The sequence below is a fragment of the [Micrococcus luteus] ATCC 49442 genome, from assembly GCF_010367585.1.
In the GTDB taxonomy this organism is placed as follows: domain Bacteria; phylum Actinomycetota; class Actinomycetes; order Actinomycetales; family Micrococcaceae; genus Arthrobacter; species Arthrobacter luteus_A.
Genome location: NZ_JAAAXP010000002.1, coordinates 196852 through 211734 on the forward strand (window position 1 = coordinate 196852; position 14883 = coordinate 211734).

Consider the following 14883-nt stretch of genomic DNA (forward strand, 5'->3'; position numbering starts at 1 on the left):
CTGCCATTAGTAGCGAAGTCACAGCCCCCCTTTAATTCCGTCATCGTTGAGGCCTCTTGTTAGGCCTTGGCGGCTTCGTGAGATGCCACATGAAAATCAGCCGACAATGAGAGTATATGAGGCTCCGAAAGCGATGACGCCGGTTATGAACCCGGCAATGACCTGAGGAGCTGAGTGGTCCCGGAGATAGACCCTGGACCAGCAGACAAGCGGGGCCGCCACAACGAACGGAAGCCCCAGCCAGCCGAACATCAATGCAGCTGACACGGTCGCGCCGCCCAGTGTCATTGCATGCCCCGAAATCTTCCAGATCGGACTCACCAAAATGAGTGCCACAATCCCGCAGAGAATCCCGCCAATTAGGCCCCAGACTGATTGGGGTGCCCCCAGGATTGAGAGGATGGCGCAGCCAAGCAGTGACGATCCCAAAGTCCAGAGCATGACCGGTCGGCGTTGTTTCTTGTCTCCAACATGATGGTCAGTCAGCTGCCCCCTCTTGGCCAGCAACAGTACGACAGCAAAAGGCACCAGACAGATGAAAAGCGCGGCGATAATGCCCGACCAGATAGAGACCACCCACTGGTCACTCAGCAGAGAAGCCAAAATCAGCAGGAGGGACAACACCAGTGGCGGCTGCGCGACCTCAGTTGCGGACCTGGCCACACGCCCAATGGCTGATGAGGACCTCTCTTCGGTGGAACGGGTAATGATTTCTGCTGTCACTGAGGGGCCTTTACCGGCAGCACAGATTCCAGAGAACCGACACCGCCATCAAATCGGGCTTGGACTGCGTCTAGGACACGGTCGGCAAGCAGGGGTATGGATCGGTCGGAGAGAGCGACCTTGTGGTCGCTGGAGCGGATAACGTACTCATACAGGCGTGCGGAGGGATCCTTCGCATAGAAGCTGCTCACGATGCTCGCCAGCCAAGCTGTCCGGGATAGACCCCAACATGCTCTGCCCGCGGTGACTGTAAGAAAGACCAAGGCGGCGCGGTCCCAAAACTGCAGCTGGCGCCACGCCCTAACAAGCGGGGGGATCCCCAAGCCGAGAGACGTGAGTAGAACCCCACCGTAAAACAGCGGATTGAACAAGACGTACAAGATCTGGTGAAGTGACGTGCCGCCCACATCAAGGTGCAGAGTGGTCATGTATGCGATCTCTTCGACCGACGCGAGTGCGACCAAGGCCATGCCGGATGCGACAACTCGTGAACTCACTCGGACAGGGAGGCTTTCCTGAGTCCGGAGGCATATTCGAAGCACGGACACCGCCAACAATGCCAAAATGCCCATGTAGACGCTGGCATAGATGAAAACCGGCATCTGCCCGACATTCTCCGGCACGTAGCTTAGGGTCGTCGGAACGAACTGCTGGGACAAGAATGGAGCGCTGATGGCAAGAGCGGCGAGACCGGCAGCGATAGGTCGGTGGCTGAAGCGGACTCGATACTTATCATCCGGTGAGTAGGCCGCGAAGATTCCCTCGCGAACAAGCCAGACGGCGCCTGTGACACACAAATTGCGAACAAGGTGAAGGAGATTAACGCCGCCAAGTGCCGCATCGAGAGTTTCTTCGGGCACGATGACACCTGTAGAAAAGAGGCCGAGGGTACCGATCCCGATGGCGCCAAGAAAGGCCGTTGAGGATCCCCAACGGGCTACAAAGTACAGGCGGAAGATAAATACCGTTGACAAGATCCAGAAGGCAGCAGAGATCATAGGCCGAACACTCGCTCGGCTTTCGTGGACTCCTTCTCGGGTGTAGCGTACAGCGCCCGCGCCAGGCCGTAGGCCAAGTTCTCGGCCGCAGCTTCGGCTTCGTCCAGGGGAACGTCTACCGCACGGCACATCCAGCTCACACCGTTCCGCTTACCAATACCGGAAAAGAAGGCCCCTGCGATCAGCCCGTCGAGTGGCTTTCCCTTATGGCCCAAGAGGATGTGGCTGAGTTCATGCAACACGACGTGAACGCTCCACGCCTTTCCGCCCTGACGGTAACGGACAAGGCCATGCGTCGGAGTATCGATCCACTGGCCGGTGACGCGTTCCCCAAGGCTGTCCAGTGTGCATTCCTCGAAGACCAGACGTTTACCGTACTTCTCTTCAACTGCAGTCACCACGTCGCCCAAGTCCGGGTACGCCGGTAGATGCAAAGTCTCGATGACGTCCGCGGTCAGTGCGGCCTGTTGCATATCCAATCGGCTCCAGTAATCCACTGAAAAAATTTCAGTAATGTGTACTATGAAATCAGCGCAGAAGCGCCTCGGCAATCGGCTACCTTACCAAGGTCCCCGCTGCGGCGCTTGTCATTCCTACTCATCGAAGGGCTTTTGATGAACGTCCGCTTGAAGCTAGACAAGCCTTTGGCGAAGCGAACGCAACGAAGACCTCTTGGCCCCAAGCTTGCACATTGTCTTACGAGTCCCCGAGGATGCGCTCTCAATAGCATTCCTCAAGCCTTCCGGCCGGACAGGCCGAGCTCGCCAAGCCATTCTGCAGGCGCGGCCAAGGAATCTGAAAGGGAATATACAAAGAGCTCGAAGTCACAAACGCGACACGCTTCCGTTTTCTGAAAACAAATCCCGGGGCACCTCATGGCCCGGTGATAGCTTCAGAGCAGTCGCAATGACAACCCAGTCAGTGTGACCGGCAGGCAATACAACGATGAAGCTGTAACCGCCTTGGCGGGTACAAAATTCAAAGGACACAGCACATGACGGCAGTAGCAGTAAATCGAGGCGGCGGGCGCCCCAGCAAAGGCCTGCGCAAGTTCATTGGTTTCCGCACCCAAGAACACACTGCTGACGGTATCGCCAAGGTTGCAGCCCACAAAGGCTTGACCGTCACGGAATACGTTCTATCCGTTGTAGAGCCAAAGCTGCAAGAGGACTTGGCCGCGCTCGACGAGGATGACTACCAGCAGGAGCTGCCCATCCGCATCGCCTCATAAAAAGAGAAGGCCCGCACTAGGCGGGCCTTCGAAGCTTGAGACTTACCCTCTGGATTGCTTGCCGGCGGATCAGATTGTAAGTCGGGGAGAGCCTAACCAGGCCATCCTTTGTGTTGCTATGAAACCGATCTGGCAGGATCGGCCCTTTTTCGTACCTTCATCCCCGAAAGGATTACCCACATCGTACATCAGCACGTCTCCGTGCTGCCAGCACGCCGGGCCATTGGCGTGTCAAGGCAACCAGACGACCCCGCCAACGTTTGGTCGGCGCTAGCACCTTTGCTGGCCGGCCAGCCCCGCGTACGACTGTCCCGCGACGCCGGAAAGACTTATCCACAGAAACATGAACGAACCCTAACACCAGCACTTCCGGCCTTCCCTGCGGCAGTCCGGATCTTCGGCAAGGACGGCACGTGCGCGGCGATCTTCCTTGACTTTGACTCCTCAGTCGCGGGCATTGACCGGGTAGAAGCCGATGTCCGCGCCGTTCAGACCTGGCTGCATTCATGCGGTGCACGTTGGATTGAGGACTACTCCCCCAACGGCGGACGACACGTCTACATCCCGCTGGAGAAGCGAGTCACCTTTTCGGAAGCCCGAGATCTTGTAGAGGCCTTGGGTAACCGTCACCGAAGCCTGGACAAGTCCCCTCACCAGAACCTTTTGCACGGCTGCATGCGGACTCCAGGTTCTCCCCACAAGCGCGGCGGCCATCAAGAACTGGCCATGAGCCTCAGCATGGCTTACGACGTCGCCCGCCGACCCAACTCAATTTCTGTCTGGAAGGCTATGAATGCCGACCTAGCCCGGGAAATCAGCGCCGTGCGTGCGCTGCGTTTGGAACAGACCATCCCACCGACGGACGCCGAGGCACCCAAAGTCCAGCACCCCACCGGCCGGATGTCCCGGGCTATGCATCAAATGGCACAAACAGGACTTTATGACGCGAACCGCTACGCGACCGACTCAGATGCCCGGCAGGCGATCCTCGTCGGAGCAGCAGCAGCCGGGATGGAACTGACAGATGTGGAACGCCGGATGATGCAGGGCACCTGGCCAGGGTTGGCCTCTTTCTACGCTCGCTACGCTTCCCGGCACCGTAGCCAGGCTCTGCGCCGCGACTGGCTGGAAGCTGTTGCTCACGTAAAGAAAAACCCAGGATCCAAAGCAGGAAAGAACAATGCCCGTAAATCCCCCACAAGCCAGCCAACTACACACGCCCAAGGGAAACAAGCAACCCTGAACTCTACGAATTCCGATGCCGAGCACCGGAACATCCGAACGTGGCGCAACGCGCTACGACTAAAGGAGCACACCTACACGGACTCGAGGACCGGACTGGCTCGCAGAATGGTTCTGAGGTCGCTTGGGGAGGCTGCACACATGACTGGCTCCAGGTTCGTGGAATTCGGTGTCAGATCGATCGCAATCGCTACCGGACTCGATCACACGACTGTCGGAGCCCATTTGAGAGCGCTGCGGGAAGAGCGCGACGGCTTGGTGACCCGGGTCGAGGAAGGCCGCGGCACTAAAGGGGATCTCTACATGCTTACCGTGCCGGAGGATGTTAAGGCGGCGGCTGAGGACTTGACCTGGCAGAAAGGGAAGATCCATGCGATGAGGCCCATATTCCGCGAACTAGGCCTGCCCGCGGCTTTCGTTTACGAGGCATTGGAGCACTCCCCCGGTCTGTCGACAGCCGGCATCATTAGGTTGACTAGGCTCTCCAGAACGGCTGTCAGCGAAGCGCTCGAGGTAATGGCCGCCTGGAACATGATCGCGCGGGACAACAATAGATCCTGGTCAGTGGTACCTGCGACATCCTTAAAGGACCTTGCCGAGTACTTCGGGGTCATGGAAGCTGTCGCCGCGCAGTTGCATCGCTACCGGATAGAAAGAATCCTCTGGAAGGAGTGGCTGTCAAAGAACGTCACCACCGTCGCCGAGCTCCTCTCCCCCGGTGAGGACTATCCGTGGGAGGACTTCGAGGGTCCCCCTGATGAATGGGCACTGGCGGATTTGGCATTCGCCAGAGCTGGCTAGAGACCGTTGGCGGGAGACATGTGGCCATTCCACCGCTAAGTATCGAGCGTGCCATTCGGAGTTCGATCACGTATCGACTCAAGCTCCACTGATCTTCGCGAGTTTGATCGTTGCACTCTTGTATGTGTCTGTTCTACTTCATGCCAACGCTTTACAAGTGCAGTTTTACTGCCTTTCTACTGTTCTATCCACTGCATGACAACTTGGTTCGTGTTGTTGAGCGGGCCGGAGAGCTGCTGAGCACCGTAGGTGCGCTACGCAGCTCGGATTACAGAGGTTTTCTCCGTAAACGCCGGGTCTGATGCCTAAGTAAGCGAGGTTTCTCTGCGGGCGCCATGTACTGCCGTTGGGTAGAGACCGGACTGGCTATAGGAGGGATCAGGCGGCACCTGAGCACCCGCCGCCGTGCTGAGGACAGCCGCCCTTCCTTGAGCCGTGGCGGCGGCCCTGTACTCCATCGCCTTCAAATGGCCACACTCAACCCTCCTTACCGTAGGGACCGTCGGCGGCCGCAGTATTCTCCAAAACGGAACCATGGTTGCGTCGCGATTTATGAACGCGACGTTCGGCGCCGGACGGACTGGATAGAAATGGGCGGATCGCGCAGCTATCGGGACCTATGGTGAATACGGTTGGGCCCCGCTAGCTCGTGTCCGCAGCCGGGGATACGAAGTCCTCCTGTCCGGAGAGTCGGTGAGGTTCACGGTCGAATACGCCAAACTTGGCTCAACGCTCATCCCTGTCAGCCCGGTGGTTCGTCTACGTCGATCCTGGCTCCGGCAGGGTTTTATCTCGCGGCCAGTGGTCTCTGCAGCGTCGCCAGCATCGGCAGGGTCGTCCTTGACGCCGGAGGGTCTAGCCGACAGGAATGGTGGCGGGGCCTCGCTGCACAACGCCTGGGCACGTGCACCCGACTCCCCCGAGGCAGGTGGTGTTTTGTTTCTATTGCCTGTTTGACTCTCTGTTGACTGCATAAACTACTGCACTTTGGCCGCTGTTGGAACGCTGCAATAAATGTGTAGCTACTGCGTCGTTTGGTGCTTCGTAAGTGCTTAGTTACTGTGCTGCAGGTCTCTTGGTGGATTGCTAACAGTGCGCCGCTAGGGCACCGTCGATCCTGGCTCCGGCAGGGTTTTATCTCGCGGCCAGTGGTCTCTGCAGCGTCGCCAGCATCGGCAGGGTCGTCCTTGACGCCGGAGGGTCTAGCCGACAGGAATGGTGGCGGGGCCTCGCTGCACAACGCCTGGGCACGTGCACCCGACTCCCCCGAGGCAGGTGGTGTTTTGTTTCTATTGCCTGTTTGACTCTCTGTTGACTGCATAAACTACTGCTCTTTGGCCGCTGTTGGAACGCTGCAATAAATGTGTAGCGACTGCATCATTTAGTGCTTGGTAAGTGCACAGTTTAGTGTGCTGCTGGCTTTTGGTGGATTTGTAATAAGTAGTAGTTGCAGCAGCATTTCTAGTGCAAAGCGCGTGCGTAGCTACTCTTTGTCAGCTTCCTAAGTAATGCAGCGCTGCTACTAAGCAGGTGTATAGCTACTGGTAGATCATTGCAAAGCTAGTTGTGTTCTACTAGAGACCAACTTGGTAGCTAGTTGGTGACCACTGTTCTACTACTGCAAAAGTAGCTTTGCTTGTGTTGTATTGCGACACCACAGTGAATGTGCAGCTGCCTCGCATTGTCCGCGTTTAGGATGTGCACTATGGATACGGCAACTACCTCTTACACGTTGTCGCCCGCCGTTCAACTGGCGTCGCGACGCACCATCTGCATCTCCAATGGCAAAGGCGGAGTCGGCAAGACGACCGTGACCACCAATCTCGCTGCTCTTCTCGCTGAAGCCGGCTACAAGGTGTTGGTCGTTGACCTGGACTCTCAAGGCGACACGTCAACCAATTTGGGCATCATCAATGATGACCGATACGACCGTGGCGAAGCGCTGGATATCGCGGTCCGGTACGACAAGGTCCCGGTGCCAATCAAGGATGTGCGGCCCGGCCTGGATGTCCTCGCCGGTGGCAATCACACAGCGCAGCTCATGGACACGTTCCAGGGAGACGCCTCCCGTCAAGGAAAGATGCGTGGGGGAGTGGCTCGGACCTTGGCCAAGATAGCCCCGAACTACGACATCGTCCTGATCGACACCCCGCCGTCAGAGGCCGGCTGGACCGCTATTGAGGAAGCGATGTTGGCCTCCCGTTGGATTCTGGCTCCGGTGAAGCCTGAGCCGAAATCCATTCGTGGTCTTGAGTCTCTAGCCCGTCGCATCCTCAGTGTCCAGAATGACAATCCAGCAGTATCGCTGCTCGGTGTCATCCTCTTTGGCATTCCCACGAACGCCAGAAACGTGGACAAACAGGCCCGCACCTTGCTCCAGGAGTCCCTGGACGGCATCGCGCCTGTGTTCGAGGGCAGCATCCGCGACGTTGTTGCAGCTGACGCCGACGCCAGCTTCCGGGGTCTCGCAGCACATGAGCTGGCCGCCAGGGCAGCGACTCAATCCCCGTTCTGGGAGCGGTTGCGTAACAAGGGCAAGAGCTCGGATGAACCCCGTATCGCACAGTCGGCAGGAAACTTGGCCGAGGATTACATGCGGCTGACTGAGCAAATCGTCCACGAGCTTCAGTCCCAAGAGGAAGCGCTTGACGAGAACCTGGAGGTGGCCGCCAAGTGAGCCTGCCCTCAAGCCCAGGAAAGATGGACCTCAGCGCCCTGAGCGGCTTGAAGAGGCGCGTGCTCCAGCCGGTGCCGTCTACTCCAACCGAAGTGGCTCCAGCCGAGCAGGTTCCTGCAACAACGCCTGAACCCGCAGCTGAATCGACCGAGAGTTCTCCTGCGCAGGATCCTGTACCTGCTAAACCTGCCCCTCCTACCGGGGAACCAAGCATGGTGGAAGAACTCGAATCGGAAACCGCGGCGGCGGCTCCACCCGTCCAGTCCGTTGACCAGCCCGCGCCATCTGACGGGGCAACGGTCGCCCCGAAGATCGAACCAGCAGAAGAGGAACACTCAGGCCACGTCACTCTCTACCTTCCCAAGGACTTGAACCAGTGGCTGGCAGTGCACCATGACATCACAGGAATCTCGTACCCGGGGATTGTCCTGAACGCGATCAGCTGGGTCGCGGCCGAGAACCGGTTCGGCCAGATTTTCGCGCCGGATGACAGCCAGATTCCAGCGAACGACATCTTCGGGCGGGCGCCAGCCACGCCTAAGCCTGCTCGTGGATCAGTTGAACCGGAGACGAGGCCGCTGCGCTTCCGCAAAAACCACATGAAGGTGATCATCAGTCTCGCTCGGACCTGGACAGCTGACAACAGGAATGCGTTCTTCGTCGGAGTTCTCACCGCCTACAGGAAAGAACAGAACAACGAATAACGATCTGGCGGCCCTAGACGAGTACCCAGTTACGTTTAGTGTGAGTGACTCCGGAATGTAAAAGTCACACCAGGCCCTGGTTTCTAGGGACTCCTGATTCATTGATAGGCACGAGAATTTGCTCATGTTTGGGTGGATCCGGGCCTCTCGCCCGGGGGAGATCAAACACGATCTAAAGAGTGGTCAGAAATGACCGTTTGTGGGCACGCGCCCAAGGCGCAGTGGGGGAGAGGCCGACAGGACCCTCGTTTCAGAGCTGTTCTGATGAGCGAAGGTGGCGTGTCAATAATGGGCGTTTTTGCAGGTCTTCTTTCGATCTGAACTGGGGCCTAGAACGTGATGGAGCTTTTTACTGTCGGGACGCCCGCGTAGGTGGAATTAGAAGCAACCCGTGGTCATAGGGGCTTTGTTCGTGGCAGTGGTTCTGGTGCGACTGGGAAGGTTTCCAGAATGGTCTCGGCCACCTTTTCGACGATGCCACGCGACACAGGTTGGCGGACCATCCATGTCTCCAGCGCCATGGTCGGGTTAATGAGCTGCTTCCACTGCCAATCAGGTAAGAGTCTGCTGGCGCTGGCCTCGGTCAGCATCACGGCCACGGATGACGTGGCATCTGCACAGGCGCGGGCATGTTCGTTGAAGGTTGCAATTCTCCAGGCTGGAGCAACACCGAGCTCATGCGATGCGGCCAGGAGCCGGTCGTGTCCGAGGGGAAATTGTTCCCGGGAGTGGATCAGGACGCGCTGATCGTCGACATCTGCCAGTCTGCAGGTAGTCGCGTCGCCAATCTCGGGGAGTCCTGGGCGGCAGGCGAGCCCGAAGAACTCTTTTCGCACCCTCGCCCCGACAAGGTCCTGTGAGGGTTCCTGGTGAACCAAGCCGATGTCCAGGCGTCCCTCGCGGACCATCCTCAGCTGGCCGGTGGTGTCCCCATCGGTGAGTTCCAGCTCCGCTAGCGGGGCTTTTTCTGCAACTGCTACAAGTAATCGGTCCACCCATTCCGGAGGCAGCCCGGGTGCCAGTCCAAGGGCGACAGGCTGCCGCGCAGGCCCTGCCTGGCGCGCCACTTCCCTGGCGGATCCGGCCATGGCGAGCATGGTGAGGGCGTGTTTGTGCAGTGCCACGCCCGCGGGGGTGGGGAAGGTGCCTTTGGGTAGCCGTTCGAACAGGGTGGCGCCGCATTCGTGTTCCAGAAGGCGGATCTGCCGGGTCAGGGCCGGCTGTGAAATGAGTAGTTGTTCAGCTGCCCTGGATATCGACTTTTGGTTGAAAACCGCTACGAAGTAGCGCAGCTGCCGGAGTTCCATGTCTCGCCCTTTCGTGGAGGTGGCAACACGTGTCCATAACTTCAGGGTATGCCCCCTCGTGGAAAAGGGTATTGGATACCAGTGATCAAGGGGGTCTACATTGTGATGTGTGACATAGACCTTCAGCGCTAGTTATGGATGAAGCGTCTTAGTTCCGTAAAACAGGGACCGCTGCAGCCCGCCCCTTTCCCCTTCTGTCAATTGCCTGAAAGAAAGAAAGTCAATGACGACTTCGCAACCCGCGATCCGCCAGTCCCCCTACCGTTGGGTCGTCCTGACCTTGGCCTGGGCTGCTTTCACTATGACGTCCGTAGACCGCGCCACTTGGGGCCCTGCCGCAGGTTCCGTCGGTGAGGACCTCGGCGTTGCCGTGGCCGGCCTGGGCCTTTTCGCCACCACGTATTACATCGGCTACGTCCTTTCCAACCTCTTTGGTGGCTTCCTTGCTGACTGGCTCGGCGGACGGCTGATCGTCGGTTCGAGCATTCTGTTGTCCGGTTCCTTCATGCTGGCCTTCGGTACATCGACTTCCCAGACGATGGGTCTCGTCTTCCAGGCCTGCATCGGTCTGTGCGCAGGTGCGGAATTCGGTGGGGGCATCCGGCTGATTTCCAACTGGTTCCGGCCCGAGAAACGCGGAACTGCCATGGGCATCTTCATGACAGCGACCTCTCTTGGCCTCGTTATCGCCAACGCCGTCGTCCCTTCCATGGTCCAGCAGGCCAGCTGGCGGGCCTCCTACCACCTGTTCGGCTTCATCTCCATTGGCCTGGGCATCGTCTGCCTGATCCTGCTGCGCGGCGGAAAGCAGCAAAACGAACCGCAGGAAAAAACACTGCCGCAGATCAAGCCGCTCCTGCGCAACAGAAACCTCATCCTGATCGGCCTGGCCGGTTTCGGCGCCCTCTGGGGCACCTATGGGTTCGTGACCTGGTCCAACCTGCTCATGACCAAGGGCGTCGGCATCGACCCGGTTCAGGCCGGCATCGTCGTGGTCATTTTTGGTACCACTGCCATCTTCTCCAAGCCCCTCATCGGCTTCGTATCCGACGCGATCAAGATGACCCGACGGAACCTCACCATATGCATCCTGCTGGCCTTCTCGGCCACCCTCGTTCTCTTCAGCATGGCAACCGACGGCGTGCAGTTCCTCTGGATCGCCCCGGTGCTCGGCATCGCCGCTTACGTCTACAGCCCCGTCATGCTCGCCATGATCCCCACACTGGCCGGCGAGAAGCTGGCAGGTTCCGCCGCCGGCGGCGTCAATGCTTTCTGGCAGCTGGGCAGCACCGTGGTTCCCACGGTCATCGGCATGGTCTTCGGCGCAACGTCCTCCTTCCAGCTCGCATTCCTCGCCCTGGCGGCAGGGCCCCTGCTCGCAGTGATTCCCATGCTCGCGATTCGCCCGGCAAAGGCCTCCGATGGGCGGAACGTCCCCGCGGCGGCTTCCGAAGCAGCCCGCTAGCAACCAGAACCCCTTAGCAACACTTTGAAAGGCAAGACTTTGAGTAAGCATTACGACGTCATCATCGCCGGCGGAGGATCGGCAGGAGTGGCAGCAGCCGTTGGCGCGAGCCGCGCCGGTGCCCGCACCCTCCTTCTGGAAAAAGGCCCCTGCCTTGGTGGGGCCGCAACGCTGCGCAACGTGGTGACGTACGCCGGCATCTTCACCCAGGAAGAACAGCGGCAGGTCGTGTTCGGTGTGATGGAAGACGCCTACGCAAGGCTGCGGGCAATGGGCGCGGTCAGCGAACCGCGCAAGTACAACGCCGTGACCGTCGTCTTCGAGCCCGAGGACGTCAAGTTCGTCCTCGACGAGCTGTGTGCCGAAGCCGGCGTGGACGTTCGCCTCCACAGCCTGATCGTGGGCGCAGAAGCAGACAAAGCCGGAGCTGTGACGGCTGTCCATGTCGCTGACCACGAAGGTCTTCACGACTTCACGGCAGGAGCGTTCGTCGACGCCACCGGTGACGCTGACCTGGCCTGCCACAGCGGCGCCGAAGTGCGCTACGGCCGCGACGGAAAAGTGCAGAACGGCACCCTCGGCGTCCGCTTCGGGGGGATCCCCCTCGACGTTGACGCCGGACGCGCCGCACTGAAGAAAGCGGTCGCCGCCAGCAAAGCCGCCGGCGTACCGAATCTCCTGGCCGAAACGGGCCTCGTCGCCCGCCTGCCCGTGTCCGGGGACATCATCACCTACCTCGTGGACGAAGGCTACGACGCACGCAGTGCCGTCGATACAAGCCGGGCCGAGGCCCACGCGCGCCTCCAGGCCCAGGCCTACCTTCAGGCACTCAGGACGGTACCGGGCTGCGAAAACGCCTACATCGTCTCCACCGGGCCAGAGCTCGGCACGAGGGAGTCACGCCATGTCGTTGCCCCGCTGCGTCTGACAGAAAACGATGTGCTTCTCCCGGAACCCCGCCATGACGCCGTGGCCATCGGGGCGTGGCCGATGGAGTACCACCCGGGCCCGGGTGTTCCTTCCGTCTGGAAGTTCATCGCCGACCCCGGCTACTTCGGCATCCCCCTGGACTGCCTGAAGAGCGTAAACCGGACCAACCTCTTCGCAGCCGGCCGCGTCCTTGACGGGGACCAGGCGGCCGGATCATCGGTGAGGGTCATGGGCACAGCATTCGCCACGGGCCATGCCGCCGGCATCGCCGCCGCTTTCACCGCCCTTGGCAGGGACTGCGACACGAACTCCGTCCAGGCAGAGCTGCAGCGCCAGGACGCCCGGCTCCCCATCCCCGTAAATGCGGCAATCACGTCCGCAGCGGTTGCGTCCTAGGCCAGCCACAACCCTAAGTCCTGCGTGGCCCCGCCACGGATCCACCTACCTCAAAGGAACACTTTTCATGGTTGCCAAGATCGCCCTCGAAGAGCACTTCGGTGCTACTGACCCGAACATCGTCGAGCAGTCCGCGGAGCACTTCACCGCTGACGCCTGGCCCGCACGCCGGGACATGCTGCTGGACATCCACGAAGACCGGCTTCGCCTGATGGACCAGTGCGGCATCGAAAAGTCTGTGCTGTCCCTGCTCTCGCCCGGAATCCAGTCCCTGCACGATCCCGAGCAGGCCGTGGACTGGTCGAAGCGGCTGAATGACTACGCCGCCAAGCAGGTCTCCAACAATCCGGACCGTTTCGCTTCCTTCGCCGCACTGCCCATGCAGGACCCCGACGCCGCGGTAACGGAATTGCGCCGGGCCGTCACCGACCTGGGCCTCGTCGGAGCCTTGGTTAACGGCTATTCACAGGTCGGCACTGAGGACACTGTTGTCTACCTCGACGATGCACGGTACGCCGAGTTCTGGGCAACGGTCGAGGAACTCGACGTGCCCCTCTACCTTCACCCCCGCGACCCGCTGGCTTCCCGAAGCCCGCAGTACGACGGGCACCCGTGGCTGTATGGGTCCGCCTGGGCATTCTCGGTCGAAACCGGAACGCACGCGCTGCGGCTGATGGGCAGCGGGCTGTTCGACCGGCACCCCGGAATCCAAATCATCCTCGGTCACCTGGGCGAGCTACTGCCCTTCAACATCTGGCGCACCGACCACCGCGTAGCCGTCGCTCCCCGCGGCATCTCCATCGAGAAAACCTTCGGGCATTACCTGCGCAACAACTTCTTCCTCACCACCAGCGGAAACTTCCGCACCCCCGCCCTGCTGAACACCATCCAGGAAGTCGGGGCAGACCGGCTGCTCTTCTCCTCGGACTACCCGTTCGAGCGGATGGATGAGGCAGCAACCTGGTTCGACAACCTCGAACTCAACGAAAACGATCTGACCAAGATCGCACGCACCAACGCCGCCAAGCTCCTGAAGCTCTGACACACCAAGTCACCTGAAGTATTAGGACAACAGATATGAGCGCACAAGCAACCGCTGCCTCCTCCGGCGCCAACGCAACGCAGCGATTCCGGGAGAACAAGCAGACCAGTACAGCCGCCAGTCAGGAGCGTGTGGCCCTGCTCGCCGGGCGGCTGATCAAAGCCGCGAACGACATCGTCCTCGAAGAAAGGGTCACGTACGAGGAGTACAACTCACTCAAAGCATGGCTGATCCAGGTCAGCGAGGACGGCGAATGGCCGCTGTTCCTGGACGTCTGGGTTGAACATTCCGTCGAGGACGTCGCGACCAGCCACCGCAAGGGCAACAAGGGATCCATCGAGGGGCCCTACTACGTCCCGAACTCCCCGGAACACAAAAGCCCTGCAACCATCGATAGGCGCCCCGACGAAAAGGGCACCCCGATGCTCTTCCAGGGCCAGGTCCGTAGCACAGATGGCCGGCCCCTTCCTTTTGCCAAGATTGAGCTCTGGCACGCCGACGAGGACGGTTTCTACTCCCAGTTCGCACCCAACATCCCGGAATGGAACCTGCGCGGTACCTTCAGCACCGATGAGGAGGGGAACTTCCAGATCAACACCATCCAGCCGGCCCCGTACCAGATCCCAACCGACGGGGCCTGCGGTCAACTGATTGCCGCGGCAGGATGGCACGCCTGGCGTCCGGCCCACCTTCACCTGAAAGTCTGGGCGCCGGGACATGAGCTCCTCACCACACAGCTCTACTTCCCCGGGGATCCGCACAACGATGACGACATCGCCACCGCGACCAAGCCGGAACTGATGCTCGACATCCAACCCGCTCCGAACGGGCAGGGTGTTCAGACCACCTATAACTTCGTTCTGGACCCCGACGCCTAACCACTTCATATGCTGAGCGACTCAGGCGACCGTTGCGGGATTCCCTCTCAGAATCCCGCAACGGTTTTCCGCTTACCTGCGCCAGGTCTGCCCCCGCTCACACCCATTGCCTTAGCCGGAAGGACCGCCCGTGAAAATTGAACGGATCGAAGCGATCCCTTATGCGATCCCTTACACCCACCCTTTGAAGTTCGCCAGTGGCGAGGTTGCCACCGCTGACCACGTCCTCCTCCCCGTCCATACACCTATGGGGAGACCCAGCAATCCATAGTGGCGATCATCGACCAGTTTTCGCCCCACAGTTGCTCGGGATCGAGGTGCTGGACCGGGAACAGATTCACGCGGTTCTGCACCGAACCGTGAACAACCACGTCGCCAAGGGATCGGTGGACATCGCCGTATGGGACGCGGTCCGTAAAAGCCTTGGAACACCTGTGCACAAGCTGCTCGGCGGGTACACCGACCCAGCCGATGAGCGATTCGACCAAG

Annotated in this window: 12 protein-coding genes and 1 pseudogene; 9 read left to right on the forward strand and 4 right to left on the reverse strand. The window is 59.9% G+C overall.

Features of this window, described 5'->3' with window-relative positions:
- Window positions 1-96: 96 nt before the first annotated feature.
- Genes GUV69_RS22655 through GUV69_RS22665 form a run of 3 tightly spaced genes read right to left on the reverse strand, consistent with a single transcriptional unit; the run spans window position 97 to window position 2218 of the window.
- Complete coding sequence (locus GUV69_RS22655) at window positions 97-723, reverse strand: phosphatase PAP2 family protein (protein ID WP_244292941.1); 627 nt, start codon at window positions 721-723, stop codon at window positions 97-99.
- On the reverse strand, window positions 720-1721 hold the full coding sequence (locus GUV69_RS22660) for a hypothetical protein (protein ID WP_164206915.1): 1002 nt from the start codon (window positions 1719-1721) through the stop codon (window positions 720-722). Before GUV69_RS22660 ends, GUV69_RS22655 begins: the two co-directional genes overlap by 4 nt.
- On the reverse strand, window positions 1718-2218 hold the full coding sequence (locus tag GUV69_RS22665) for a hypothetical protein (protein WP_244292943.1): 501 nt from the start codon (window positions 2216-2218) through the stop codon (window positions 1718-1720). Before GUV69_RS22665 ends, GUV69_RS22660 begins: the two co-directional genes overlap by 4 nt.
- Before the next feature lie 497 nt (window positions 2219-2715).
- Here GUV69_RS22665 and GUV69_RS22670 point away from each other — a divergent pair, with 497 nt between their 5' ends.
- The 4 genes from GUV69_RS22670 to GUV69_RS22685 all read left to right on the forward strand — a co-directional run bounded on the left by GUV69_RS22670 (window position 2716) and on the right by GUV69_RS22685 (window position 8376).
- Window positions 2716-2952 carry a hypothetical protein gene (locus tag GUV69_RS22670; protein ID WP_164206917.1) on the forward strand — a complete coding sequence of 79 codons (237 nt, stop codon included), beginning with the start codon at window positions 2716-2718 and terminating at the stop codon, window positions 2950-2952.
- 201 nt (window positions 2953-3153) lie between these two features.
- Window positions 3154-4995: a helix-turn-helix domain-containing protein gene (locus tag GUV69_RS22675; protein WP_164206919.1), complete on the forward strand. Its 1842-nt coding sequence runs from the start codon at window positions 3154-3156 to the stop codon at window positions 4993-4995.
- Between the two features lie 1705 nt (window positions 4996-6700).
- Window positions 6701-7672: a ParA family protein gene (locus tag GUV69_RS22680; protein WP_164206922.1), complete on the forward strand. Its 972-nt coding sequence runs from the start codon at window positions 6701-6703 to the stop codon at window positions 7670-7672.
- Window positions 7673-7695: 23 nt separating this feature from the next.
- Entirely contained in the window at window positions 7696-8376 is a 681-nt protein-coding gene (locus GUV69_RS22685) for a hypothetical protein (protein ID WP_244292945.1), read from the forward strand.
- Between the two features lie 395 nt (window positions 8377-8771).
- Here the strand turns inward: GUV69_RS22685 and GUV69_RS22690 are convergent, their stop codons facing one another.
- Complete coding sequence (locus GUV69_RS22690) at window positions 8772-9683, reverse strand: LysR family transcriptional regulator (protein ID WP_164206926.1); 912 nt, start codon at window positions 9681-9683, stop codon at window positions 8772-8774.
- Window positions 9684-9906: 223 nt separating this feature from the next.
- Here GUV69_RS22690 and GUV69_RS22695 point away from each other — a divergent pair, with 223 nt between their 5' ends.
- The 5 genes and pseudogenes from GUV69_RS22695 to GUV69_RS22715 all read left to right on the forward strand — a co-directional run.
- The gene (locus tag GUV69_RS22695) at window positions 9907-11148 is read left to right on the forward strand and encodes an MFS transporter (protein WP_244292947.1); all 1242 of its coding nucleotides are present in this window, start codon (window positions 9907-9909) and stop codon (window positions 11146-11148) included.
- A gap of 39 nt (window positions 11149-11187) precedes the next feature.
- Window positions 11188-12474 carry an FAD-dependent oxidoreductase gene (locus GUV69_RS22700; protein ID WP_164206928.1) on the forward strand — a complete coding sequence of 429 codons (1287 nt, stop codon included), beginning with the start codon at window positions 11188-11190 and terminating at the stop codon, window positions 12472-12474.
- A 67-nt stretch (window positions 12475-12541) separates the two neighbouring features.
- Entirely contained in the window at window positions 12542-13516 is a 975-nt protein-coding gene (locus GUV69_RS22705; RefSeq protein ID WP_164206930.1) for an amidohydrolase family protein, read from the forward strand.
- Window positions 13517-13551: 35 nt separating this feature from the next.
- Entirely contained in the window at window positions 13552-14394 is an 843-nt protein-coding gene (catA, locus tag GUV69_RS22710; RefSeq protein WP_164206932.1) for a catechol 1,2-dioxygenase, read from the forward strand.
- Window positions 14395-14524: 130 nt separating this feature from the next.
- Window positions 14525-14858, forward strand: a pseudogene (locus tag GUV69_RS22715) (enolase); the annotation flags it as partial.
- Window positions 14859-14883 lie beyond the last annotated feature (25 nt).